Source organism: Sphingobium sp. SJ10-10 (genome assembly GCF_036038995.2).
In the GTDB taxonomy this organism is placed as follows: domain Bacteria; phylum Pseudomonadota; class Alphaproteobacteria; order Sphingomonadales; family Sphingomonadaceae; genus Sphingobium.
On the sequence record NZ_CP158132.1, the window covers coordinates 2,917,662 to 2,942,247 of the forward strand.

Here is a 24,586-nt window from a genome sequence, read left to right on the forward strand (position 1 = left end):
GCATGCCGTCGGCTGGTCCAGCCGATTTCAGAATGCTCCAAGGAGTTTACGGGATTTTCATGGCATTGGCTGACGGACGGTTCGATCTGCTGGAAACCATGGCCTTCGATCCGGTCGATGGCATCAGATTGCTGGAATTGCATCTGGAACGGCTGAAGGCTAGCGCGGACGCCCTCGACTTTGCCTTCGACCGCCATGATGTGCGCAATGAGCTGCAAGCCGCGACCTTCCGCCTGCGTGAACGCAGCCGTCTGCGCCTGCTGTTGTCGCGCAGGGGGGCGATCGCCATCGAGGTGCGCGAGCATCGCACTTGGCCGCAGGCGATCATGCAGGTGGCGCTCGTCCCCCGCAACGCGCCGGCCGCCGACCCGCGCCTGATGCACAAAACCACCGACCGCGCGCTGTACCACGACGCATTGCGGCGTGGCGGCACCTATGAAGTGGTGATGAAGGACGAACAGGGTTATCTGACCGAAGGTTGCTTCTCCTCCCTCTTCGTCGAGCGCGGCGACAAGCTGCTGACCCCGCCGCTCTCCCGCGGCCTGCTGCCTGGCGTGCTGCGCCGCAGCCTGATCGAAATGGGGGAGGCGGTGGAGGCCGATCTGCGACCGCATGATCTGGAAAATGGCTTCTTCATCGGCAATGCGGCGCGTGGCATGGTGGCCGCGTCGCTGGCGCGCTGACGTCATAATCTGCCGTTACGGCCAGCCGAGGCCAACTGGCGGTTGCCCCTTCTTTCGTTGCGCACTAAGGAGCCTCGCGTCCGCCTTATTGCGGGCCTTGGGGATTCTTTATTGTGCCGCGATTTCTTAAGCCAGCGGGCTATCCCGCCCGCTTTGAAATCGCTCTAGAGAAAGACTATTGCAATGAGCCAGACTTCCGCTGCCCTCGGTCGCATCCAGCCCTCCGCCACTCTGGCGATGAGCGCGCGCGTGAATGCCCTCAAAGCCGAAGGCGTGGACGTTATTGGCCTCTCTGCCGGTGAACCGGACTTCGACACGCCCGATTTCGTCAAAGAGGCGGGTATTGCCGCGATTCGCAACAATCTGACCCGCTACACCGATGTCGACGGCACCGCCGACGTCAAGGAAGCCGTCGCCTTCAAGTTCAAGCGCGACAATGGCCTGATCTACAAGCGCAGCCAGATCAGCGTGAACTCGGGCGGCAAGCATACCTTGTTCAACGCGCTGGTCGCGACCGTCGACGTGGGCGATGAAGTCATCATTCCGGCGCCTTATTGGGTCAGCTATCCGGACATCGTGAACTTCGCGGGGGGCACCCCGGTCTTCATCGAAGGCCCGGCCAGTCAGGGCTACAAGATCACCGCGGCTCAGCTCGAAGCGGCGATCACGCCGAAGACCAAGTGGGTCATGCTGAACTCGCCCTCCAACCCTTCGGGCGCGGCTTATTCGGCCGACGAGTTGAAGGCGCTGGGCGAAGTGCTGCTGCGCCATCCGCATGTGCTGGTGATGACGGACGACATGTATGAGCATGTCTGGTACGCGCCGACCCCTTTCGCCACCATCGCGCAGGTCTGCCCCGACCTCTACGACCGCACGCTGACCGTCAATGGCTGCTCCAAGGCCTTCTCCATGACCGGCTGGCGCATCGGTTTCGCCGGTGGCCCGGAATGGATCATCAAGGCGATGGGCAAGCTGCAGTCGCAGTCGACCAGCAACCCCTGCTCGATCAGCCAGGCCGCTGCCGTCGCCGCATTGACCGGCGACCAGGACTTCCTCGAAGAACGCAACGCTGCCTTCAAGAAGCGCCGCGACATGGTCGTCGCCATGCTGAACGACGCGCCGGGCCTCGATTGCCCGACGCCGGAAGGCGCCTTCTACGTCTATCCCGACGCCAGCGGCGTGATCGGCAAGGTGACGCCCAAGGGCCAGCTGATCGACAGCGACGAAACGCTGATCGGCTATTTCCTGGACGAAGCGAAGGTCGCTGCCGTCCATGGCGCCGCCTTCGGCCTCTCCCCGGCGTTCCGCATCAGCTACGCCACTTCCGAAGAGGTGCTGGCCAAGGCCTGCACCCGCATCCAGGAAGCCTGCGCCGCCCTCAAATGATGCGCCATTTTCCTTCTCTCTGTGGGAGAGGGGAGGGTGACCAGCTTACATCAGGCATCCGATCACCCCCATTTCGGAAACGGAAAATTTCCCCCGTGCCGTCTTGCAGATGGGGCGATGGACTCTATATCCCGTTGCGAACCGAAACCGGCTTTGCCCGTCACCCATCGTCTCGCATCGAGCGTTGGTCGAAACTGCCATAGCGCAGTGTTCATCCGGGACTAGGCCGCGCGACATTCATTGCCGCCCGCTTGTGGCGGCCAAGACGACCGAAAGGAAGAACGCCATGGTGGCCTTCTTGAAATCAGACCTGTTCCTCCGTTTTCTAGGCGGGTTTGTGATCGGCGCCATCGGCGTTTTCGTGCTTCAGCCGAATGGCGATGCGCCCCCGCTGACCGGCTCCGCCATGGCGGCTTCGGCTCCGGCTTCGGCCGCGGACAATGCGGCGCTCTGACGGCATAGCCCTTGCTTTTCTGGCGGCTTTGGCCGTCGCATCCCCGCTGCGCGCCGAACGCCCGGTCCTCACTCCGGTTCCTGTGGTTGACGCCGCTTCCAGCCGCAAGCTCGAAACCGCCGTCTTTGCGGGGGGCTGCTATTGGGGCGTGGAAGGCGTCTTCTCCCACCTAAAGGGCGTCCACCTGGCCGTCTCCGGTTTTGCCGGGGGGCCACGCGACCGCAAGGTCGATTATGAGCAGGTCAGCGAGGGCGATACGGGCTTTGCCGAGTCCGTTCGTGTCACCTACGACCCCAAGATGGTCAGCTACGGCACGTTGCTGCGCGTTTTCTTCTCGGTGATCGCGGACCCTACCACGCTCAACTATCAGGGTCCGGATCATGGCACCCAATATCGCAGCGCGCTGTTCCCGCTGACCCCGGAGCAGGACAAGGCAGCCAGAGCCTATCTTGCCCAACTCGGCCAATCCGGCCTCTGGCGCGATCCCATCGTCACCCGCATCGAACGCTTCACCGGTTTCCAAGATGCGGACAGCTATCACCAGAATTTCCTGACCAAGAATCCGCGCCACCCCTATATTCAGCGTTGGGACATGCCGAAGCTGACGGCCCTCAAAACCATGTTCCCCACGCTCTACAGCGATCGTCCCTCAGCCTGAAACGGAGTGTTCATGAGCGATACCCTAGGCCTCAAATTGCTCTCGACGTTGCAGGAAGACGGCCGCCTGGTGGTCGAACTGGCGGAAGAAGCGCTGCCCGCTCCCAACGGCGATGAAGTGCTGGTCCGGGTGGAAGCGGCACCGATCAACCCCTCCGATCTTGGCCTGCTGTTCGCCTCCGCTGATGTGGAACATGCCGATTATGAGGAAGGCCGCATTGTCGCCCGGATGCCAGATTCCGCCCGCCGCGCGCTGGCCGGGCGAGTCGGCCAGCCCATGGCGATCGGCAATGAAGGCGCCGGCACCGTCATCGCGGCAGGTGACGCGCCGCAGGCCCAGGCGCTCCTCGGCAAGAGGGTGGCGCTGATCGGGGGCGGCATGTTCGCGGAATATCGCCTCTTGGGCGCTGGCGGCTGCATGGTCCTGCCCGACGATGTGACAGCGGAGCAGGGGGCTTCGGCCTTCGTCAACCCGCTGACTGCGCTTGGCTTCGTCGAAACCATGAAACGAGAAGGGCACAGGGCGATCGTTCACACCGCCGCCGCCTCCAATCTCGGCCAGATGCTGGTGCGCATTTGCCAGGAGGACGGCATTCCGCTGGTAAATATCGTCCGCAACGAAGCGCAGGTGGCGATTCTGAAGGATCTGGGCGCGGAACATGTGCTCGACAGTTCGAAGGACGACTTCCCCGCCCAGCTTCGGACCGCGATCGCCGCCACCGGCGCGACCATTGCCTTCGACGCGATCGGCGGCGGCAATCTGGTCAGCAAGATCCTGCATGCCATGGAGCAGGTGCAGGTCAAGGATGCGCCCTATAGCCGCTATGGCTCGAACAGTCTCAAACAGGCCTATATCTACGGCGCGCTGGACCTGTCTCCGACCGTCCTGACGCGCAGCTTCGGCTTTATGTGGAATGTCGGCGGCTGGCTGCTCTTCCCCTTCCTGCAAAAGACCGACGCCGAAACGGTCGAACGTTTGCGCCAGCGCGTCCGCGACGGCCTCACCACCACCTTCGCCAGCCATTACAAGGCCCGTATCTCCCTCAGGCAAGCGCTCAGCCGGGACGCGGTCCTGACCTACAACGCCCGCCGCACCGGAGAGAAATATCTGATCGTCCCGAATGGCGGATAGGGGTGGAGAGTGGACGCTTCCTGTTTTGTGATTCCCGCGAAGGCGGGAATCCATCTCCTAGCGTTGCATCAAGCGGTTAGGCCAGGAGATGGATCCCCGCCTTCGCGGGGATGACGAACTTCGAAAATGTCCGGAAAGACCAACTTCGGCCATTCCTCCACCTTAGAAAGCTTTGCCCCAGAATTTGGCGACCTTCGGGTCGCTCGCGCAGGAGGTTCGCAGTGCCTGCCATTGGGCCTGATCCAGTGCAGGCCGATAGGATGCGCCCGGCTTGACGGCGGCGGCGAAGCGGCGGCGGCGGGCGGCGGAGAGCGGGTGGGAGGAAAGCCAGGTCATGGCTTGCGCTTCCGTCCCTTCACCCTCCTGGCCGCCCAGGCGTTCGAAAAAGGCAGCGGTGGCGGCAGGGGAAATCCGCGCCTCCCGCATCCGGTCGATGGCGACGCCGTCCGCCGCACTTTCCGCGCCCCGGCCATAGCTGAGCGACAGCACGCCGTTCAGATAGCCGCCCGCATTGCCCCCTGCGCCGCCCAGCACGACGCTGAGGCCAAGCTGACGGATAAGCCCCGTCATCGTGTCGCGGTGGCGGACATGACCCAGTTCATGGCCAAGGACACCGGCCACTTCATCGGGGGATTTGGCCTGCTGAACCAAGCCGTCGAACAGGATGATCCGCCCGCCGGGCAAAGTCACCGCGTTCACCATCGGGATATTGGCGAGCGCGATTTCGCGGGCTTCATGCTGCGGATCAAGCTGCGCCGCCAGAGCCTTGAGCGCGGCGTCGCCTGCGGGGGTGTGACAGAAGCGGCCGCCGAAATCGCCCACCATCGAGTCGCCCATGCGGTTTTCCCAGCTTTGCGGGACGAGCGGGGCGATGATGCCGGGCGCTTCCAGCGCGCCCCAGACGACCAGGGCAGCGACCGCCGTGAAGACACCCGCCGCCGGCCAGAGGCCGAAGCGGTCGATCCAGCGGCCATAGCGCTCCCCCTTGGGCAGATGCGCGGCGATGCCGGGGGGTGCTTCGCCCGAAAACCCCATGCGCCAGCCGGGAATTGCGCCGTGGCCATAGGCCGAGCGGTCGCCCTGGGCGCCGATGACGGTCAGGGCGCTCCAGTCGGTCGGCGCGCCGACCCAGCCGCTTTCCGGCTCCTCCAGCACGAAGCCCGTGCCGGCGGGACGGAGCAGCACGCTCCGCCGAACCGCCGTCACGCCGTCATAATGCCAGAGCCGGAAGTCCGACATATCGGTCAGAAAGCCCCCACGTCGAGCGCGTCGAGCAGGCCTTCGCCATGGCGGCTGGTCTTCGTCTGCGATTGGGTCAGTTCGTCGGTGTAGATGGTCCCGGTCGCGCCCATATGGGTCACGAAGAACTTCCAGTGGCGATATTGCAGGAAGATCGACCCGATGCCGAGCGTGCAGATGACCAGCGCGATGTCGCCCAGGAACAGCAGGAACCAGTCCTTGGTTCGGGCATAGAAATGGAAGTTGAGGCCGGTGAGCGACAGACCCTCCACCGCTTCCCGGAAGAAGCTGGCATAGAAGGCGAGCGCGATCAGGCCCAGACCGGCATAGATCGCCACCACGAAGAACAATATGCCCAGGAACATGCCCGCGACCTTCCCGGCGTTCCCGCCCGGCTGCATGCCGCCGAGCGGGATGGCGACAAAGGCAAGGATGGCGCCGACGATGACGGCCACGATGGGAAAGAGATAGAAAAGCAGGAAGCGCCTGAAGGTCGGGCCATGATCGCCCGCTGCCTCGAACATATGCGGGCCGAAGCTCATCTTGTTCCAGCGCTCGTTCCACAGCGACATCATCGACCAGGGGATCATCAGTCCCGCTGCCAATGTGCCGACAAAGCTCTTCCACATATAGGAAATGCCGTAGCCAAAGCCCTGGTCGTCGCTGCCGCCGCGAATGCCGTGCCACCAGGTGCGGCTCAGGCGATAGCGCAGTGCGCGGAAGCGGGCGAGACCGACCATGTAGAAGATCGTCACAAAGGCTGCGAGCGTCAGGATCGCGGCGATGCCTTCATGCCCTTGGAGAATGAGCGCTTGCGCGCCAAATTGCAGGAAGAGGAAGGGAATGCCGATCAATACCAGCACCATCAGGAAGCCCAGGAACAATTCCTTGCCCGTGCCGGTCCATTCCAGCCGGTCGTCGATGAAGCGCGTGTTCGCCCAGAGATAGCGTCGCGTCCGCGTCGTCGCCCAGAAGCGATAGATACCCAGCGTCACGATCGTCAGCAGCAGGTTGGAGAAGGCGATCGGCGCATAGTCGCGCCAATTCCCCTCAAAGGCGAAGCCGTCGCCGCCAATGCGTTCCTGATCCATGATAACCCCCTGTAGCCCCGGCAGGAGAAGACTATGCCCGCGGCTTTCGGTCAAGAGGGATCGGGCGCGCTTTGGCGGCCATTATGCTGAAATGGCTTGCGACTTTGGCCGGTCAGAAGCGGGCGTAGCGTTCGTTGCCGATGAAACCGAGCTTCTTGACCCCGGCGCGGCGGATGTCGGCCAGCACTTCATCCACCATGACGTAGCGGGCGGCGGCATCGGGCTGGAACTGAAGTTCCGGCTCCACGGGCAGGCGGAGCGAAGCGGCGAGATATTGGCGCAGCGTGAGCCGGTCGACGGCTGCTCCGTTCCAGCGGATGACGCCGCTCTCGTCTATGCCGACCTTGTTCTTGACGGTGTCGATGGGAGTCGGGGGCAGCTCTTTGGGCGTTTGCGGCAGGTCGACGCCGACGGCGTGCGTCTGGATCGGAATGGTGATGATGAACATGATCAGCAGCACCAGCATCACATCGATCAGCGGCGTGCTATTCATGTCGGACAGGAGCCTGTCCTCTGCGCCCGATTGGGGTGTTGCGAAGCTCAAAGCCATTTGCATCCCTCCTGTTGAAATAATGATATATCAACACATGAAACATGCCTTGAATGGGACGGGCTGGCAAGAGGGCTTCTATTGACAGGGCGGGCGGCCGATTTATGGGGAAGGCGCGGCTTTTTGGGCCGCGCGCAATCTCTCATTCCAAAAGAAAGACCACCCGTGTCCGCCATGCTCAAGATCACCCTGCCCGATGGTTCCGTGCGTGAAGTCGCGCCCGGCACTACCCCGGCGGACATTGCGGCGGCGATCGGGCCGGGTCTGGCCAAGGCCGCCATCGCCGCGCGAGTCGATGGCGAGCTGCGCGATATCATGCGGCCGCTGGAGGGTGACGCGCAACTGGCGCTGGTGACGTCGCGGGATGAGGCCGACGCGCTGGAACTGGCGCGGCATGACTTCGCGCATGTGCTAGCGGAAGCGGTGCAGGCGCTGTTTCCGGGGACGCAGATCACTTTTGGCCCTTCGACCGACGATGGCTTTTATTATGATTTCGCGCCGAAGGACCGCCCTTTCACCGAGGAAGACCTCCCGCTTGTCGAAGCGAAGATGCGCGAGATCATCGCCGCCGACAAGCCGCTGCGCCGCGAAGTGTGGAAGCGCGAGGAGCTGATCGCCCGCTGGAAGGCCGAAGGCGAGACGTTCAAGGCCGAATGGGCCGCCGAACTGCCCGAAGGCGAGGAACTGACGGTCTATTGGTCGGGCAATGAATGGCTCGACATGTGCCGGGGGCCGCATCTGGCCTCAACGGGCAAGCTCGATCCGGCGGCGTTCAAGCTGACCCGCGTGTCGGGCGCCTATTGGCGCGGCGACCAGAAAAATGCCATGCTTTCGCGTGTCTATGGCACCGGCTGGCTCAACAAGAAGCAGCTCGACGCCCACCTGACGCGGTTGGAGGAAGCGGGCAAACGCGACCATCGCAAGCTGGGCGCGGAGATGGACCTGTTCCACCTCCAGCAGGAAGCGCATGGATCGGTCTTCTGGCATCCCAAGGGCTATCTGATCTGGCGGGAACTCGAAGCCTATATGCGCCGCGCCATCGATGCGGCGGGCTATCGCGAGGTCAAGACGCCGCAGGTGATGGACGCGCGCCAATGGGAGCAGTCCGGCCATTGGGGCAAATATCGCGAGAATATGTTCGTCATCCCCGACGAAGTGCCCAATGTTGCCGACGAAGGCCCGCTGGTGTCGGACGATGCCGACTGGATGGCCTTGAAGCCCATGAACTGTCCGGCGCACATCCTGATCTTCAAGCAGGGGATCAAAAGCTATCGCGATCTGCCGCTGCGTTTCTACGAAAATGGCTGCTGCCATCGCAACGAGCCGCATGGCGCGCTGCATGGGCTGATGCGCGTGCGTCAGTTCACGCAGGACGACGCGCATATCTTCTGCCGCGAGGACCAGATCGTGGAGGAAGTCCGCGCCTTCTGTGCGCTGGCCGACCGCATCTACAAGGATTTCGGTTTCACTTATTCGATCAAGCTCGCACTGCGTCCGGACAAGCGTTTCGGCACTGAGGAAATGTGGGACAAGGCCGAGGAGGAACTGCGCAATGCGGTGGCGGCGGCGGGACTGAACACCCCCGAATATGGCTGGGAAGAGCTGCCGGGCGAAGGCGCCTTCTACGCGCCCAAGCTGGAATGGCATCTGACCGACGCCATCGGGCGCACCTGGCAGGTCGGGACCATCCAGTCCGACCGCGTGCTGCCCGAACGACTCGACGCTTCCTATGTGGCCGAAGATGGCGAGCGGCACCGGCCGGTGATGCTCCATCGGGCGATTTTCGGCTCCTATGAGCGCTTCATCGGCATATTGATCGAACATTATGCGGGCAAATTCCCGCTCTGGCTGGCGCCGGTTCAGGCGGTGGTGGCGACCATCGTGTCGGACGCAGATAGCTATGCGCAGGCAGTGGTCGAGAAGCTGCGGGCGGCTGGAATCCGGGCGGAAACCGACGTTCGCAATGAGAAGATCAATTACAAGGTGCGTGAGCATAGCCTCGCAAAAGTGCCGAATTTGCTGGTCGTCGGCCGACGCGAGGCCGATGAGGGCACGGTGGCGCTGCGCGAGTTGGGCAAGGAGGGGCAGAGTATCCTTTCCATCGAGGATGTGATCGCCCGTCTTGCAAAAGAGAGCCGAGCACCCGATATGCAGTGAGGCAGCGATGCCACATGGGGTCGGTGAATCCGCAACTGCGGACTTGCCGACCCTTTCGGCTTTGCGTTAAAGCGCCGCCAGAGTCGTTCTATCAACTACCGTAGGAGAAGCTGCTATACGTCCCCCAATGATGCGCCGCCCGATGGCGCCGCCGCCTAAGTCCGGTCCCCGTTACAATGAGTTCATCACCGTGCCCAAGGTGCGCGTGATCGATGACGAAGGCGAAAATCTGGGCGTGATGTTTACGCAGGAGGCCATGGAGCGCGCTTACGAACTGGGCCTGGACCTGGTCGAAGTGTCGCCCACCGCCGATCCGCCGGTTTGCAAGTTCCTCGACATCGGCAAGTATAAGTACGAGGCCCAGAAAAAGGCGAATATCGCCCGCAAGACCCAGAAGACGCAGGAACTCAAAGAGATCAAGATGCGTCCGAACATCGACGATCATGACTATGATACGAAGATGAAGAAGGTCCATGACTTCATTGGCGATGGCGACAAGGTGAAGATTACCCTTCGTTTCCGTGGCCGCGAATTGTCGCACCAGCAGCTCGGCATGCAGCTTCTCCAGCGCGTGGCGGAAAATGTGGGCGAGATCGCCAAGGTTGAAGCCTATCCGCGCATGGAAGGCCGCCAGATGCTGATGGTGCTGGCGCCGAAATAAGGCTTTGGTTTCAGTTTTACGCTTGTCGGGCAGAGTCTGGATGCAGGCTCCGCCCGATGTGTTTTTGAGATCGGAAGTTCGGGTTTTGGCCAAATGCGGTCGTAGGACCGGGCAATCCTCAGCCGGCGCTGTCGTTGGCGATCAGCTTGAGTTCGCCCACAGTGACCGGCCCATTTTGCTTGTGCGTGAAGCACCCTTCGATGCGGCTGCCGGGTGCGATCGAGATATTGTCATAGATCACGTCGCCGGTGATGCGGGCGCTGCTTTCCACCACCAATTCCTCTGCCGTGATCGATCCGTCGACCAGGCCCGCAAGCCGCGCGCTTTGCGCCGCGACATGGCCGGTGATGCGGCTGTCCGGCCCCTGCACCAGGGCGGCGCAGCTTATGTCACCTTCGACCGTGCCGTCGATATGCAGGTCGACGCTGGCGGTCAGGTTGCCGCTGATCGTCACGTCGCCGCCGATCAGGGAAAAGGGCGTGTTCTTAGCCCCGGTTGCCGACATCTGCGAGGCGCGCCGTGGCGATTTGCTGGATCTGGAGAACATCTTTGCGGGCCTCGAGGAAGCGGCGGGGGTTGATGGGATTGCCGTTCACGCGCACCTCGAAATGGAGATGCGGGCCGGTGGAGCGGCCGGTCGAGCCCATGCGGGCGATCTTTTCGCCCCGCGTGACGGGCTGGCCGACGCGGGCGTCGAAGGCTGACAGATGGGCGTAGCGGGTCATCAGGCCATTGCCGTGCGTGACCTCCACCACATTGCCATAGCCGCTGCGCTGGCCGACGAAGCTGACCTTGCCCGATGCGGCGGCCAGGATCGGCTGGCTCATGCTGCCGGGGAAATCGAGGCCCGCATGGAAGGCGGCATGGCCGTTGAACGGATCGCTGCGATAGCCATAGCTGCTGCTCAGCATCGGCGTCGCGGTCGGTTTGCCGGAGGGGATGGCGAGCAGGCTGGCTTCGAGAAATTCCATGCGGGACAGCGCCTTGGCGAGCTTTTCGAACTCGCCGGGCATCGCGTCCTGTCCTTCCCACGGGACGAAGGGGCCGCCCTGTGCGCGGGCAGCGTTGCGGGCGAGGCTGTCGGGATTGAGGCCGAAGCTGCGGATCGCGGCGGCGGCCTTGTCGGCGCGCTGCTGGACCGCGCTGGTCAACAGGGCGGCGAAGCGCCGTTGCCGCGCATCGATCTGGAGCAGCGGTGCGGCTTCGGGCGCGCTGCTGATCCTGGTGTCGAGCTTGTGCGCCTTGGTTCCGGCATCGGCCTTGCCGACCACATCCTGGGCGGGGGCTGCATCCTCCTTGCCGAAATGGGTGCGGTAGAGGTCGTCCATGAAATCCTGCCGTTCTTCCAGCTCATGGACGAGCTGGTCGACGGACTTGCGGTAGGTCGCGACCTGGCTGGCGGTGCTGGCGACGGCCTTGCCCTGCGCGGTCAGGGCGGCGCGGTCCTGCTCGATCCTCGCGCTGCTGGCAGCCATGGACAGAGTGAGGCCTGCCCAACCGATTAGCGCGGACGAGACAAGGCCCGCGGCGACAAGCTGCGCTTTGCGCGAAATGCGGATGAACTTCACCTGGCCGCCCGAGCGCAGGAAAATCTCCCGCTCCGGGCACAGCTTCGAACACTGGGCAGTCATCCTGGCCCAGAGGGCGGCTGCCCCCGTCTTGCTCTGTTGCGACAATTGCGACCCCGCGTATTTTTTAGTGAACGGGGCGCTAACAAAAGGAATCGAGTCGCGCGAATCCGGGAGGACGGACTCGTGACGAGTCGAACGATGAACGGGCTGAAACGTGGAACCGGCCTTGCGGTTCCAGGACGCCGAAAATTTTTCTACGCCGGACCAAGGGTTTCGTAGGCGGGATTCCAACCAAGCATAGGGGGCACATGGCAAGCCGGTGTGGCGGCGCCGAAATGGAAGCCCTGGCCGTAATGGCATCCGCCGGCGCGCAGATAGTCCAACTGGCGCGGATTTTCCACGCCCTCGGCCACGGTTCGGATGCCGAGGCTGTAGGCGAGGTTGAGCACCGTGCGCACGATGGCCGCGTCATCGGGGTCCGTTTCCACGTCGTGGATGAAGCGCCGGTCGATCTTGATGATGTCGATCGGAAATTGTTTGAGGTGCGAGAGCGAGGCATAGCCGGTGCCGAAATCGTCGAGCGCGATGGAGATGCCGGCGGCGCTCAGGCGATGGAGACTGCGCTCCACCACTTCGGCGTTGCGGCCAAGGAACACCGATTCCGTGACCTCCAGCTCGATCCGGTGTGGCGGCACGCCGGCGGCGGTCATCTGCTCCAGCAGCCGGTCGGGAAAGCTGCCGTCATGCAGTTCGACGCCCGGCACGTTGATCGCGACATGGCCGAAATCCACGCCCTCGTCCTGCCAGCGGCGGCAATCGGCCAGCACCTGCGTCAGCATGCGTTCGGTGATGACGCGGCCCAGTTCCGAATGTTCGAAGGCGGCGGCGATCTCGCCCGGCATGATGATCGACCCGTCGGGCCTGACACAGCGCAGCAGCGCCTCGAAGCCGATGATCTTGCCGGTCGTCAGGTCGACCTTGGGTTGATACCAGGGCGCGGGCGGCGCGTGGATCAGCGCGTCGCGGGCCCGCTCCAGCATCCGCGCCTCGCGCTGCCAGCGTTCGAGCAGATGCGGTTCGAAAAGGCAGGCTCGCCCGCGGCCGCCATTCTTCGCCTCATACAGCGCGATGTCGGCATGTTTCATGAGGTCGGCTATGTCGCCGGCATGCTCCGGGAAGAGCGCGACGCCCATGGAGACGCGGCAGTCTATGTCGCGCGTGCCGTGGCTTAGCGGGCGGTGGAGCTGGCCGGTCATGCGGGCGAGAATGGTGTCGAGGTCCGCTGCCGTGCGCAGGCGGGTCAGCAGCACGGCGAATTCGTCGCCGCCCATGCGCGCGACCAGATCGCCGGGCCGCACGGCTTCGCGCAGCCGATCGGCCACGGCGCTGAGCAGCGCGTCGCCGGCGTCATGGCCGGCGCTGTCGTTGATCCGCTTGAATTCGTCGACGTCGATCAGCACCACCGCCATCTGCCCGCCGGTGCGGCTGGTGGCGCCGGCCGCCTGGGCCAGCGTCGCCATGAAGTGCGATCGGTTGGCAAGGCCGGTCAGCGCGTCGGTCATGGCAAGATGGGCCAGGTGGCGCTCGGCCTCCTTGCGGGCGGTGATGTCGACGATGCTGGAGAGGATGCAATCCTCGCCGCGTATCACGATCGGGCGGGAGGAGAGCAGGACGTCATGGACCGCGCTGTCGCGGGAGACGATGCGGCATTCGCAATTGTCGATCTCCTGCCCCTTTGCGATGTAGTCGCGCAGGCTGCCCCACATACCCGAAACGGCGGCGGGGCCTTCGCCCAGCATGTGGACGCGCGATATGTCGTCCTCCGTGCCGAAAGCGCGGGCGGCGGCATCGTTGAACCGCACCACCGTGCCGTCCGGCCGGGTGACGAGCAGGGGAATGGGCACGCTCATGAACATCCGCTCCAGCGTCTCGCCGTTGCTGGTTAGCGCGGCGCGGGCGTTTTGCGCCATCTGGCTCGCGGTCCATGCCTTGCGCTGCAGGCGGTTGGTCCGCGCGATCGCGATCCACATGCCGCAATGCAGGATCAGCACCGCCATGACCATGCCCGGTGCCGTCGGGGACAGCGGGGCAGGCGCCATATAGCCGATCAGCAGCGCCACCCCGCAGCCCAGGCCGCCGCCGACATTGCCATGGAAGCTCGTGGGGACGACGAGGTAGAAGATCAACGGCAGCATCACCAGCACGAAGATGGCGATGTCGCTGCGTGAGGAAACGAGGAAGGCGACGCCGATCGCGGTCGCCACCTGCCAGGCGAAGCAGATGCGCTCCACCGCGCGGAAATTCACCATATGGCGGCTGAAGGACAGGCAGGCCAGCGACCAGAGTATGACAGCGACGCGGGCGGGCACGGCGACCCAGAAATGCGGCGTCCCTGCAAAGCGCCAGTCGCTTAGCAGAAACAGCGCGTTGAGCAACGCGGAAAGCAGGAACAATATCCGGGCATGGCGCTGCGACTCGGGCAGGCGATCCGCCTGGAAAGCGGCTTCCATGTCCGGATTTTGAAATTCGCCGGTAATCGTCGAAAGCTGGGTCACATCGCTGTCCACATGCGCCGTTCCTGGACGACATCGGATCAGGATAGATTGGCTGTCCTTATCAATTTCCTAATGGCACCTTCACCATGCCGGGCCGGAGGCGGAACAACTCCTCTCTGCCTCGTCCTTGACCCTTGGGGCCGGCATGGCTATAGGCGCGCCTGCCCAAAGGCTCGGAATGGACGGATTCGTCTGCGCCAAATCCGGTTCTGGGGGCATCAGAGCTGAACATTGCCGGTGCTCTTGCGGCTCCGGGCGGGTTTCCGCCGGGGCCTTTGCTATTTGGAGGCGATTCGTTTGAGACGGGTCGTTCCGGGTGGTGAGAACGCGGGAATGCATGCGGTAAAGTAACTGAAAAAGGTGAAGGGCTTCATGCCAACAATCAACCAGCTGGTCCGCAAGGGCCGCGAGCTGCAGAAGACCAAGTCGAAGGTCCCTGCAATGGAAGCGAACCCGCAAAAGCGCGGCGTTTGCACCCGTGTTTACACGACGACCCCGAAGAAGCCGAACTCGGCTCTCCGCAAGGTGGCGAAGGTGCGTCTGGTCAATCAGCGCGAAGTCATCACCTATATTCCGGGTGAAGGCCACAACCTTCAGGAGCACAGCGTTGTGCTGATCCGCGGCGGCCGCGTGCGCGACCTTCCCGGTGTGCGCTATCACGTGCTGCGCGGCGTTCTGGATACCCAGGGCGTCAAGGATCGTAAGCAGAGCCGTTCCAAGTACGGCGCGAAGCGTCCGAAGTAAGGGAGACTAAAGCATGTCACGTCGTCGTCGCCCCGAAAAGCGCGTTATCCTGCCCGATCCCAAGTTCGGTGATATCGTGCTGTCGAAGTTCATGAACAGCATCATGCAGGACGGCAAGAAAGCCGTCGCCGAGTCCATCGTTTACGGTGCGCTCGAAACCGTCGAGACGAAGTCCAAGAAGGACCCGATCGGCATGTTCCATGATGCGCTGAACAATGTGAAGCCCGGCATCGAGGTCCGCAGCCGCCGCGTCGGCGGTGCGACCTATCAGGTCCCCGTCGAAGTGCGCCCCGAGCGCGCCCAGGCGCTGGCCATCCGCTGGCTGATCACAGCGTCGCGCAACCGCAGCGAAACCACCATGGCCGCCCGCCTGTCGGGCGAGCTGCTGGACGCCGCCAACAACCGCGGCAATGCCGTGAAGAAGCGCGAAGACACGCACCGCATGGCGGAAGCGAACCGCGCCTTCTCGCACTACCGCTGGTAACGGGCAAGCGGGCGCTCCGGTGCCCGCTTTTCCCATTTCTGGTTTTGAAGATCGGTCCGTTCGCCGTGGGGCTACCCATGGCGGACGGATTGGTTTAGGGGCCAGCCGCAAGACTCATTCACTCACCGCCGGCGCACCGGCAACGGAGAAGCATCATGGCCCGCAGCCATCCGCTCGAACGCTATCGCAATTTCGGTATCATGGCGCATATCGACGCCGGCAAGACCACCACGACCGAGCGTATTCTTTACTACACCGGCAAGTCCTACAAGATCGGCGAAGTCCATGACGGCGCCGCCACCATGGACTGGATGGAGCAGGAGCAGGAGCGTGGCATCACCATCACGTCGGCTGCGACCACCTGTATCTGGAACGACCACCGTCTGAACATCATCGACACCCCCGGCCACGTCGACTTCACCATCGAAGTTGAGCGTTCGCTGCGCGTGCTGGACGGCGCGGTCGCCGCGTTCGACGGCGTTGCGGGCGTTGAGCCGCAGTCGGAAACCGTGTGGCGCCAGGCGGACAAGTATAAGGTTCCGCGGATGTGCTTCATCAACAAGCTCGACCGCACCGGCGCCAATTTCTATTATTGCGTGCAGACGATCATCGATCGCCTGGGCGCGACGCCTGCCGTTCTCTATCTGCCCATCGGTGCGGAATCGGAGTTCAAGGGTCTGGTCGATCTGGTCGAGAATCGCGCGATCATCTGGAAAGATGAGAATCTGGGCGCGGAATTCTCCTATGAGGAAATTCCGGCCGATCTCGCCGATAAGGCCGCCGAATATCGTGAAAAGCTGATCGAACTCGCCGTCGAACAGGATGACGAGGCGATGGAAGCCTATCTCGAAGGCAATCTGCCCGACGTCGCGACGCTGAAGAAGCTGATCCGCAAGGGCACGCTGAACCAGTCGTTCGTGCCGGTGCTGTGCGGCTCGGCGTTCAAGAACAAGGGCGTGCAGCCCCTGCTCGACGCGGTCGTGGATTATCTGCCTTCGCCGCTGGACATCGAAGACGTTCAGGGCATCAACCCCGACAATGATCAGCCCGACAGCCGTGCGACCGCGGACGACGCGCCCTTCTCAGGCCTGGCGTTCAAGATCATGAACGACCCGTTCGTCGGTTCGCTGACCTTCCTGCGCGTTTATTCGGGCACCCTGACCAAGGGCACCTATCTGAACTCGGTCAAGGACAAGAAAGAGAAGATCGGCCGCATGCTCCTCATGCACGCCAACTCGCGTGAGGACATTGATGCGGCCTATGCCGGCGACATCGTCGCGCTGGCCGGCATGAAGGAAACCACCACCGGCGATACGCTGTGCGCCGAGCGCCAGCCGATCATCCTGGAGCGGATGGAGTTCCCCGAGCCGGTGATCGAGCTGTCGGTCGAACCCAAGACCAAGGCCGACCAGGAAAAGATGGGCGTCGCGCTCAACCGCCTGGCTGCCGAAGATCCGTCCTTCCGCGTCACGACCGATCACGAATCGGGCCAGACCATCATCAAGGGCATGGGCGAACTGCACCTTGAAATCCTGGTCGACCGCATGAAGCGCGAGTTCAAGGTCGAGGCGAATGTCGGCGCGCCGCAGGTGGCCTATCGCGAATATCTCAAGAAGGCGGTCGACGTCGACTATACCCACAAGAAGCAGTCGGGCGGCACCGGCCAGTTCGGCCGCATCAAGGTGAAGCTGACGCCGGGCGAACGCGGCGCGGGCATCATCTTCAAGGACGAGATCAAGGGCGGCAATATTCCCAAGGAATATATCCCGGCGATCGAAAAGGGCATGCGCGAAACCGCGGCCACCGGCTCGCTGATCGGCTTCCCGATCATCGACTTCGAAATCAACCTGTATGACGGCGCCTATCATGACGTCGACTCGTCGGCGTTGGCGTTCGAAATCACCGGTCGCGCGGCGATGCGTGAAGCGGCGCAGAAGGCGGGTATCACGTTGCTCGAGCCGGTCATGAAGGTCGAAGTCGTCACCCCGGAGGAATATCTGGGCGACGTCATTGGTGACATGAACAGCCGTCGCGGTCAGATCCAGGGCACCGACACCCGCGGCAACGCGCAGGTCGTTGAGGCGATGGTCCCGCTGGCCAACATGTTCGGCTATGTGAACTCGCTCCGTTCCTTCACCCAGGGGCGCGCGAACTATTCGATGATCTTCTCGCACTATGACGAAGTGCCGCAGAATGTGGCGGACGAAGTCAAAGCGAAGATGGCCTGACGATTTTTCTCTCGCCGGGCCGTGCGAACGGCTCGGTTAGGGGCTGGTAATCTGTGAATTTGCTGCTATGGACGCGCCTTCGCGAGGCGCGGCCGAGCGGTCAGACAAAAGCTGATTTGATTAGAAGGTAGGATAAAATGGCTAAGGCTAAGTTTGAGCGGACCAAGCCGCACTGCAACATCGGCACCATCGGTCACGTCGACCATGGCAAGACCTCGCTGACCGCAGCGATCACAAAGGTGCTCGCTGAAACCGGCGGCGCGACCTTCGTTGACTATGCCAACATCGACAAGGCTCCCGAAGAGCGCGAGCGCGGCATCACCATCTCGACCGCCCACGTCGAATATGAGACGGAAGCCCGCCACTACGCGCACGTCGACTGCCCGGGTCACGCCGACTACGTCAAGAACATGATCACCGGTGCGGCCCAGATGGACGGCGCCATCCTCGTCGTTTCGGCCACCGACGGCCCGATGCCGCAGACCCGCGAGCACATCCTGCTCGCCCGCCAGGTCGGCGTGCCGCAGCTCGTCGTGTTCATGAACAAGGTCGACCTCGTTGACGATCCGGAAATCCTTGAGCTCGTCGAGCTGGAAATCCGCGAGCTGCTGTCGTCTTACGACTTCGACGGCGACAACATCCCCGTCATCCCCGGCTCGGCCGTGAAGGCGCTGGACGGCACGAACGACGAAATCGGCAAGCAGGCCGTTCTGAAGCTGATGGAAGCGGTCGACACCTTCATCCCGCAGCCGGAGCGTCCGATCGACAAGCCCTTCCTGATGCCGATCGAAGACGTGTTCTCGATCTCGGGCCGCGGCACCGTCGTGACCGGCCGTGTCGAAACCGGCATCGTCAAGGTTGGTGAAGAAGTCGAGATCGTCGGCATCAAGGACACCCGCAAGACCACCGTCACCGGCGTCGAAATGTTCCGCAAGCTGCTCGACGAAGGTCGCGCTGGCGACAACATCGGTGCGCTGATCCGTGGCGTGGGTCGTGAAGAAGTCGAGCGCGGTCAGGTTCTGGCCAAGCCCGGCACCATCACCCCGCACACCGAGTTCGACGCGGAAGTCTATGTTCTGTCGAAGGAAGAAGGCGGCCGTCACACCCCGTTCTTCGCGAACTACCGTCCGCAGTTCTACTTCCGCACCACCGACGTGACCGGCGAAGTGATCCTCCCCGAGGGCACCGAGATGGTCATGCCCGGCGACAATGTGAAGCTCGGCGTCAAGCTGATCGCTCCGATCGCGATGGACCAGGGTCTGCGCTTCGCCATCCGTGAAGGCGGTCGTACCGTCGGCGCAGGGGTTGTCGGCACGATCTCGAAGTAATATAGGACCGCAGCGGCGCGAATCGTCTGATTCGCGCCGCTGAGGATTTTAACCGCCCCGGATCGCCTTTCTCCGGCTCTTGCTGAGCTAGAAGGGCAAGAAACGGGGCGGTAAATTTTTGTTGGCGCATTTTCATAAATCATCGGCTGCTCCGGCTGATTCATGAAAATGCTCTGAGTTTTTGGCTCTTTCGCATCGGTACAGGAACAATGGACAGCAACATCCGCATTCGCCTCAAGGCGTTCGATCATCGCGTGCTTGATCAGGCGACCGGCGACATCGCCGACACCGCCCGCCGCACTGGCGCCCTTATCCGCGGTCCGATTCCCCTTCCGACGCGCATCGAAAAGTTCACGGTTAACCGTGGTCCGCACATCGACAAGAAGTCGCGCGAGCAGTTCGAAGTCCGCACGTACAAGCGTATGCTTGACATCGTGCAGCCGACGCCGCAGACGGTCGACGCGCTGATGAAGCTGGACCTGGCTGCCGGCGTGAACGTGGAAATCAAGCTGGCCTAAGCGCCGGCAAGTCCCTGCTCTCCGAAAGGTGGGCAGGGTATCGGGTATTTCGGGAAACCGGAAACTCAAACGACACAAGGGATACCGCACGGCCTTTCCGGTAAACCGGAATGGCTCGTGGTCCTGGTCCCCCGTCGCCTTTCCCTGGCGGGATCGGCATCCAACCCGGACGGGGTGATCTATTATTTGGGTTGGGCCGCGAAGGAGAGATCCTGAGCGGTTTTTTCGTTGGATACGCCCGCTGCTAAGGCGGGCCTCTATGGGAGTAATCAGTGATGCGCACAGGCGTGATCGCTAAGAAAGTCGGGATGACCCGTCTGTTCCAGGAGGACGGACGTCATATTCCGGTTACGGTTCTGGCCCTTGAGGGCAATCAGGTCGTGGCTCGCAAGGAAGTTGATCGTGACGGTTATGTCGCGGTTCAGCTCGGCGCGGGCGTCGCGAAGGTCAAGAATGTCGCCAAACCGCAGCGCGGCCACTTCGCCAAGGCGGAAGTGGAGCCGAAGGCGCGTCTGGTTGAATTCCGTGTCGCCGAGGACGCGCTCCTCGATGTCGGCGCCGAGATCGCGGCCGATCATTTCATCGCCGGTCAGTTGGTCGATGTCGCCGGTCACACCCAGGGTAAGGGTTTCGCCGGTGCCATGAAGCGCTGGGGCTTCGGCGGTATGCGCGCCACCCACGGCGTGTCCATCAGCCACCGTGCCCATGGTTCGACCGGTAACCGTCAGGACCCGGGCCGCGTCTTCAAGAACAAGAAGATGGCGGGTCACATGGGTGACCGTGAGCGCACGCAGCAGAATCTCGAAATCGTCCGCACGGACGTCGAGCGTGGCCTGCTGTTCGTCAAGGGTTCGGTTCCGGGCGCCAAGGGCACCTGGCTGACCGTCAGCGACGCCGTCAAGGTGAAGCGTCCGGCCGACGCGCCCTATCCGGCCAGCCTGAAGGCTGCCGCCAACAGCAACAACGCTCCGGCCGAAACGCCCGCTGAAGAAGCGGCTGCTCCCGAAGCGACCGAAGGCCAGGAGGGCTAATCATGAAGGTCAAGGTACAGACCCTCGATGCCGCAGCCGCCGGTGAAGTGGAGCTGAACGATGCCGTGTTCGGTATCGAGCCCCGCACCGACATTTTGCACCGCGTCGTCACCTGGCAGCTCGAAAAGCGTCGCGCTCCGACCCGCGCTACCCGTGAGCGTTCGGACGTTGCCCGCACCGGCAAGAAGTTCGGTCGCCAGAAGGGCGGCGGTACGGCTCGTCACGGCGATCGCCGCGCTCCCGTCTTCATCGGCGGTGGTAAGGCTCACGGTGCCCGCGCTCGCACCTTCGGTCACGACCTCAACAAGAAGGTTCGTGCGCTCGGCCTGAAGATGGCCCTGTCGTCGAAGGCGAAGAGCGGCTCGCTGATCGTTCTCGACAATCTCGATGTGGCGGAAGGCAAGACCAAGGCTCTGGTCGCGCACCTCGCCAAGCTGAACCTCAACAAGGCGCTGTTCATCGACGGCGACGCGGTGAATGTCAGCTTCGCCAAGGCTTCGGCCAACATCATCGGCGTGAACCTGCTGCCGGCCGTCGGCGCCAACGTTTACGACATCCTGAAGGCCGATTCGCTGGTGCTCACCCGCGCCGCGGTCGAAAAGCTGGAGGCCCGTTTCAATGGCTAAGAAAGAAGCCGCGACCGTGGACAACCGTCATTATGACGTCGTTGTCGCGCCGGTGATCACCGAGAAGTCGACCCTTCTCTCCGAGAACAACGCCGTGGTCTTCAAGGTCGCCAATGACGCGTCCAAGCCGGAGATCAAGGCCGCCGTCGAGGCGATCTGGGGCGTGAGCGTCAAGAGCGTGAACACGCTGGTCGCCAAGGGCAAGACCAAGAAGTGGAAGGGCAAGCCCTACACCCGCTCGGACGTGAAGAAGGCGATCGTTCGTCTGGCTGATGGCCAATCGATCGACATCACCGAAGGAGTGCGCTGACCATGGCGCTGAAGACATATAACCCGACGAGCCCGGCCCAGCGCGGCCTGATCCTCGTCGACCGCAGCGGCCTGCACAAAGGCAAGCCCGTCAAGGCGCTGACCGAAGGCAAGCGCAAGACCGGCGGCCGCAACAACAAGGGCCATGTGACCTCGCGCGGCATCGCCGGCGGTCACAAGCAGCGTTACCGCATCATCGACTTCAAGCGTCGGCTGTGGGACGTGGAAGGCACGGTCGAGCGTCTGGAATATGACCCCAACCGCACCGCCTTCATCGCGCTGGTCAACTATCCCGACGGCACCCAGGCCTATATCCTGGCGCCGCAGCGTCTGGCGCCCGGTGACAAGGTCATCGCGGGCAAGAAGACTGACGTGAAGCCGGGCAACGCGATGGAACTCGGCCAGATGCCGGTCGGCACCATCATCCACAATATCGAGATGAAGCCCGGCAAGGGTGGTCAGCTCTGCCGTTCGGCGGGCACCTATGCCCAGCTGGTCGGTCGCGATCGCGGCATGGTGATGGTTCGCCTGTCCTCGGGCGAGCAGCGCTACATCCGTTCGGACTGCATGGGCACCGTCGGTGCCGTGTCGAACCCGGACAATGCCAACACCAATCTCGCCAAGGCCGGTCGTAACCGCTGGCTCGGCAAGCGTCCGCTGACGCGCGGTGTGGCGAAGAACCCGGTCGATCACCCGCATGGCGGTGGTGAAGGCCGGACCTCGGGCGGCCGTCATCCGGTCACGCCTTGGGGCAAGCCGACCAAGGGTGCGCGCACCCGCCACAACAAGGCGACGGACAAGTTCATCATCCGTAGCCGCCACGCGAAGAAGAAGAGGTAAGCGAGATGGCTCGTTCCGTCTGGAAAGGTCCGTTCGTGGACCTCAGCCTTCTGAAGAAGGCGGAAACCGCGCAGGACGCCGGTGGCCGTTCGGGTCCGATCAAGACCTGGTCGCGCCGTTCCACCATCCTGCCGCAGTTCGTTGGCCTGACGTTCAACGTCTATAACGGCCGCAAGCATGTACCGGTCTCGGTGAACGAGGAAATGGTGGGTCACAAGCTGGGCGAATTCGCCCCGACCCGCTACTTCCCCGGCCACGCCGCCGACAAGAAGGGCAAGCGCTAATGAGCAAGGAAAAGGCTCCCCGTCGCGTCGCCGACAATGAAGCGCTGGCCGTTGGCACGCAGATCCGTGGTTCGGCCCAGAAGCTGAACCTGGTCGCCACGCTGATCCGCGGCCGCAAGGTCGAGGACGCGCTGAATATCCTCGCCTTCTCGAAGAAGGCGATGGCGGTCGACGTGCGCAAGGTGCTGGCTTCGGCCATCGCCAATGCGGAAAACAACCACAATCTGGACGTCGACGCGCTGGTCGTCGCGGAAGCATCGGTGGGCAAGAGCTTCACCCTGAAGCGCTTCCACGCCCGCGGCCGCGGCAAGTCGACCCGGATCCTCAAGCCCTTCAGCCGCGTGCGCATTGTCGTGCGTGAAGCTGGCGAAGAAGCGGAGGCGTAAGCACATGGGTCACAAGAGCAATCCGATCGGTCTGCGTCTTCAGATCAACCGTACCTGGGACAGCCGTTGGTATGCCGAAGGCGCCGACTATGGCCGTCTGCTGCTGGAAGATCTCAAGATCCGCAAGTTCATCATGAAGTCGCTGCCGCAGGCCGCGATTTCGAAGGTGGTGATCGAGCGTCCCGCCAAGCTGTGCCGCGTGTCGATCTACGCTGCCCGTCCCGGTGTCATCATCGGCAAGAAGGGCGCGGACATTGAGAAGCTGCGCAAGAAGCTGGGCGCGCTCACGTCTTCGGATGTGTCGCTGAACATCGTCGAAATCCGCAAGCCGGAAGTCGATTCGAAGCTGGTGGCGCAGGGCATTGCCGATCAGTTGGAGCGCCGCGTGGCGTTCCGCCGCGCGATGAAGCGCGCGGTGCAGTCGGCTCTGCGTCTCGGTGCCGAAGGCATCAAGATCACCTGCGGCGGCCGTCTGGGCGGCGCGGAGATCGCCCGCGTCGAATGGTATCGCGAAGGCCGCGTTCCGCTGCACACGCTGCGTGCGAACGTCGACTATGCCGAAGCCGAAGCCCACACCGCTTACGGCGTTTGCGGCATCAAGGTCTGGATCTTCAAGGGTGAGATCCTGGGCCATGATCCGATGGCCACCGACCGGCTGATGCTGGAGGCTCAGACCTCCGGCGTGCGCCCGGCGCGCTGAGAATAAGGTAGGTATAGCGTCATGCTGCAACCGAAGAAAATGAAGTTCCGCAAGACCTTCAAGGGCCGGATCAAGGGCGATGCCAAGGGTGGCGCCGCTCTGAACTTTGGCTCCTATGGTCTCAAGGCTCTGGAGCCTGAACGGATCACCGCGCGTCAGATCGAAGCGGCTCGTCGTGCGATCACCCGCCACATCCGCCGTCAGGGCCGTTTGTGGATCCGCGTGTTTCCCGACGTTCCCGTGTCGAAGAAGCCCGCCGAAGTCCGTCAGGGCAAGGGCAAGGGTTCGGTCGAATATTGGGCCGCCCGCGTCAAGCCGGGCCGCATCCTGTTCGAACTGGACGGCGTGCCCGGCCCGCTCGCAGCAGAGGCCTTCTCGCGCGCCGCGATGAAGCTGCCCATCAAGACCAAGGTCGTTGCCCGCCTCGGCGACACCTCGCATCTGGAGGGTTAAGCACATGGCGAATGTCGCAGACCTGAAGACCAAGACGGACGACGAACTGTCGACCGAACTCAACAACCTGAAGCGCGAGCAGTTCAACCTGCGTTTCCAGGCGGCCACCAACCAGCTGGAAAAGCCCAGCCGGGTCAAGGAAGTCCGCCGCTCGATCGCGCAGATCAAGACCCTGCAGACCGAGCGTAACCGCTCGGCCGCGAAGTAAAGGAAACACACGATGCCCAAGCGCGTGCTGACGGGAACGGTGGTTTCCGACAAGACCGACAAGACGGTGGTGGTTCGTGTAGAGCGCAAGGTGAAGCATGCGCTCTACGGCAAGATCATCCGCCGTTCGAAGAAGTACCATGCCCATGACGAGGGCAATGTCTACAAGGAAGGCGAAACGGTCCGCATCGAGGAGACCGCTCCGATTTCCAAGCTCAAGACCTGGAAGGTCATCGAGCGCGTGGACACCCACAAGTCGCCGGAAACGGCAGCCTGAGGGAAGGCTCACTGACTCTTTGAGTCAAATGCGCA

General features: G+C 63.0%; 28 protein-coding genes. 22 read left to right on the forward strand and 6 right to left on the reverse strand.

The window, feature by feature from the left end; genetic code table 11:
• Positions 1-59: 59 nt before the first annotated feature.
• From VVT58_RS14190 to VVT58_RS14210, 5 genes are all read left to right on the forward strand, one after another.
• Positions 60-683 (forward strand): aminotransferase class IV, encoded by a 624-nt coding sequence (locus tag VVT58_RS14190; protein ID WP_327752472.1) that lies wholly within the window; start codon positions 60-62, stop codon positions 681-683.
• 183 nt (positions 684-866) lie between these two features.
• Positions 867-2,069 (forward strand): pyridoxal phosphate-dependent aminotransferase, encoded by a 1,203-nt coding sequence (locus VVT58_RS14195; RefSeq protein WP_066560588.1) that lies wholly within the window; start codon positions 867-869, stop codon positions 2,067-2,069.
• Between the two features lie 286 nt (positions 2,070-2,355).
• On the forward strand, positions 2,356-2,523 hold the full coding sequence (locus VVT58_RS14200; protein WP_169576124.1) for a hypothetical protein: 168 nt from the start codon (positions 2,356-2,358) through the stop codon (positions 2,521-2,523).
• Entirely contained in the window at positions 2,510-3,181 is a 672-nt protein-coding gene (msrA, locus tag VVT58_RS14205) for a peptide-methionine (S)-S-oxide reductase MsrA (RefSeq protein ID WP_066560583.1), read from the forward strand. The genes VVT58_RS14200 and msrA overlap by 14 nt, the downstream gene beginning before the upstream one ends.
• Before the next feature lie 12 nt (positions 3,182-3,193).
• Complete coding sequence (locus VVT58_RS14210; RefSeq protein WP_087575968.1) at positions 3,194-4,312, forward strand: zinc-binding dehydrogenase; 1,119 nt, start codon at positions 3,194-3,196, stop codon at positions 4,310-4,312.
• A gap of 162 nt (positions 4,313-4,474) precedes the next feature.
• Here the strand turns inward: VVT58_RS14210 and VVT58_RS14215 are convergent, their stop codons facing one another.
• The 3 genes from VVT58_RS14215 to VVT58_RS14225 all read right to left on the reverse strand — a co-directional run bounded on the left by VVT58_RS14215 (position 4,475) and on the right by VVT58_RS14225 (position 7,192).
• On the reverse strand, positions 4,475-5,551 hold the full coding sequence (locus tag VVT58_RS14215) for a M48 family metallopeptidase (protein WP_327752471.1): 1,077 nt from the start codon (positions 5,549-5,551) through the stop codon (positions 4,475-4,477).
• Positions 5,552-5,556: 5 nt separating this feature from the next.
• On the reverse strand, positions 5,557-6,642 hold the full coding sequence (locus VVT58_RS14220) for a YjgN family protein (protein WP_327752470.1): 1,086 nt from the start codon (positions 6,640-6,642) through the stop codon (positions 5,557-5,559).
• 112 nt (positions 6,643-6,754) lie between these two features.
• Positions 6,755-7,192 (reverse strand): biopolymer transporter ExbD, encoded by a 438-nt coding sequence (locus tag VVT58_RS14225; RefSeq protein ID WP_327752469.1) that lies wholly within the window; start codon positions 7,190-7,192, stop codon positions 6,755-6,757.
• A 174-nt stretch (positions 7,193-7,366) separates the two neighbouring features.
• Here VVT58_RS14225 and thrS point away from each other — a divergent pair, with 174 nt between their 5' ends.
• Together thrS and infC are read left to right on the forward strand one after the other, a co-directional pair.
• Positions 7,367-9,349, forward strand: coding sequence for a threonine--tRNA ligase (gene thrS / locus VVT58_RS14230; protein ID WP_327752553.1), 1,983 nt, complete (start codon positions 7,367-7,369; stop codon positions 9,347-9,349).
• 127 nt (positions 9,350-9,476) lie between these two features.
• The gene (gene infC / locus VVT58_RS14235) at positions 9,477-10,010 is read left to right on the forward strand and encodes a translation initiation factor IF-3 (protein ID WP_013847538.1); all 534 of its coding nucleotides are present in this window, start codon (positions 9,477-9,479) and stop codon (positions 10,008-10,010) included.
• Positions 10,011-10,128: 118 nt separating this feature from the next.
• Here the strand turns inward: infC and VVT58_RS14240 are convergent, their stop codons facing one another.
• The 3 genes from VVT58_RS14240 to VVT58_RS14250 all read right to left on the reverse strand — a co-directional run bounded on the left by VVT58_RS14240 (position 10,129) and on the right by VVT58_RS14250 (position 14,136).
• Positions 10,129-10,515, reverse strand: coding sequence for a polymer-forming cytoskeletal protein (locus tag VVT58_RS14240; RefSeq protein WP_327752468.1), 387 nt, complete (start codon positions 10,513-10,515; stop codon positions 10,129-10,131).
• On the reverse strand, positions 10,496-11,641 hold the full coding sequence (locus tag VVT58_RS14245) for a M23 family metallopeptidase (protein WP_327752467.1): 1,146 nt from the start codon (positions 11,639-11,641) through the stop codon (positions 10,496-10,498). The genes VVT58_RS14240 and VVT58_RS14245 overlap by 20 nt, the downstream gene beginning before the upstream one ends.
• Before the next feature lie 194 nt (positions 11,642-11,835).
• On the reverse strand, positions 11,836-14,136 hold the full coding sequence (locus VVT58_RS14250) for a putative bifunctional diguanylate cyclase/phosphodiesterase (RefSeq protein WP_405053743.1): 2,301 nt from the start codon (positions 14,134-14,136) through the stop codon (positions 11,836-11,838).
• A gap of 372 nt (positions 14,137-14,508) precedes the next feature.
• Here VVT58_RS14250 and rpsL point away from each other — a divergent pair, with 372 nt between their 5' ends.
• The 15 genes from rpsL to rpsQ all read left to right on the forward strand — a co-directional run bounded on the left by rpsL (position 14,509) and on the right by rpsQ (position 24,551).
• Positions 14,509-14,880, forward strand: a complete 372-nt coding sequence (rpsL, locus tag VVT58_RS14255; protein ID WP_007686591.1) for a 30S ribosomal protein S12 — start codon at positions 14,509-14,511, stop codon at positions 14,878-14,880.
• Positions 14,881-14,893: 13 nt separating this feature from the next.
• Positions 14,894-15,364 carry a 30S ribosomal protein S7 gene (rpsG, locus tag VVT58_RS14260; protein WP_066560556.1) on the forward strand — a complete coding sequence of 157 codons (471 nt, stop codon included), beginning with the start codon at positions 14,894-14,896 and terminating at the stop codon, positions 15,362-15,364.
• Positions 15,365-15,519: 155 nt separating this feature from the next.
• Positions 15,520-17,592: an elongation factor G gene (fusA, locus tag VVT58_RS14265; RefSeq protein ID WP_327752465.1), complete on the forward strand. Its 2,073-nt coding sequence runs from the start codon at positions 15,520-15,522 to the stop codon at positions 17,590-17,592.
• A 137-nt stretch (positions 17,593-17,729) separates the two neighbouring features.
• Positions 17,730-18,920 (forward strand): elongation factor Tu, encoded by a 1,191-nt coding sequence (gene tuf, locus VVT58_RS14270; RefSeq protein ID WP_066560553.1) that lies wholly within the window; start codon positions 17,730-17,732, stop codon positions 18,918-18,920.
• A 209-nt stretch (positions 18,921-19,129) separates the two neighbouring features.
• Positions 19,130-19,438, forward strand: a complete 309-nt coding sequence (rpsJ, locus tag VVT58_RS14275; RefSeq protein ID WP_007686587.1) for a 30S ribosomal protein S10 — start codon at positions 19,130-19,132, stop codon at positions 19,436-19,438.
• Between the two features lie 275 nt (positions 19,439-19,713).
• Positions 19,714-20,469, forward strand: a complete 756-nt coding sequence (rplC, locus tag VVT58_RS14280; protein ID WP_327752464.1) for a 50S ribosomal protein L3 — start codon at positions 19,714-19,716, stop codon at positions 20,467-20,469.
• A gap of 2 nt (positions 20,470-20,471) precedes the next feature.
• Positions 20,472-21,095, forward strand: coding sequence for a 50S ribosomal protein L4 (gene rplD / locus VVT58_RS14285; protein ID WP_327752463.1), 624 nt, complete (start codon positions 20,472-20,474; stop codon positions 21,093-21,095).
• A complete protein-coding gene (locus VVT58_RS14290; RefSeq protein ID WP_066560542.1) occupies positions 21,088-21,405 on the forward strand; it encodes a 50S ribosomal protein L23 in 318 nt (105 codons plus the stop codon). The genes rplD and VVT58_RS14290 overlap by 8 nt, the downstream gene beginning before the upstream one ends.
• A gap of 2 nt (positions 21,406-21,407) precedes the next feature.
• Positions 21,408-22,244, forward strand: a complete 837-nt coding sequence (gene rplB / locus VVT58_RS14295; protein WP_066560540.1) for a 50S ribosomal protein L2 — start codon at positions 21,408-21,410, stop codon at positions 22,242-22,244.
• A gap of 5 nt (positions 22,245-22,249) precedes the next feature.
• Positions 22,250-22,528 carry a 30S ribosomal protein S19 gene (rpsS, locus tag VVT58_RS14300; protein WP_046761676.1) on the forward strand — a complete coding sequence of 93 codons (279 nt, stop codon included), beginning with the start codon at positions 22,250-22,252 and terminating at the stop codon, positions 22,526-22,528.
• On the forward strand, positions 22,528-22,914 hold the full coding sequence (gene rplV / locus VVT58_RS14305) for a 50S ribosomal protein L22 (RefSeq protein ID WP_004208717.1): 387 nt from the start codon (positions 22,528-22,530) through the stop codon (positions 22,912-22,914). Before rpsS ends, rplV begins: the two co-directional genes overlap by 1 nt.
• Positions 22,915-22,918: 4 nt before the next feature.
• Positions 22,919-23,614 (forward strand): 30S ribosomal protein S3, encoded by a 696-nt coding sequence (gene rpsC, locus VVT58_RS14310; RefSeq protein WP_066560532.1) that lies wholly within the window; start codon positions 22,919-22,921, stop codon positions 23,612-23,614.
• Between the two features lie 21 nt (positions 23,615-23,635).
• Positions 23,636-24,067, forward strand: coding sequence for a 50S ribosomal protein L16 (gene rplP, locus VVT58_RS14315; RefSeq protein ID WP_066560530.1), 432 nt, complete (start codon positions 23,636-23,638; stop codon positions 24,065-24,067).
• Between the two features lie 4 nt (positions 24,068-24,071).
• Positions 24,072-24,275, forward strand: coding sequence for a 50S ribosomal protein L29 (gene rpmC, locus VVT58_RS14320; RefSeq protein ID WP_007707894.1), 204 nt, complete (start codon positions 24,072-24,074; stop codon positions 24,273-24,275).
• A 12-nt stretch (positions 24,276-24,287) separates the two neighbouring features.
• Positions 24,288-24,551: a 30S ribosomal protein S17 gene (gene rpsQ, locus VVT58_RS14325; protein WP_006960320.1), complete on the forward strand. Its 264-nt coding sequence runs from the start codon at positions 24,288-24,290 to the stop codon at positions 24,549-24,551.
• Positions 24,552-24,586 lie beyond the last annotated feature (35 nt).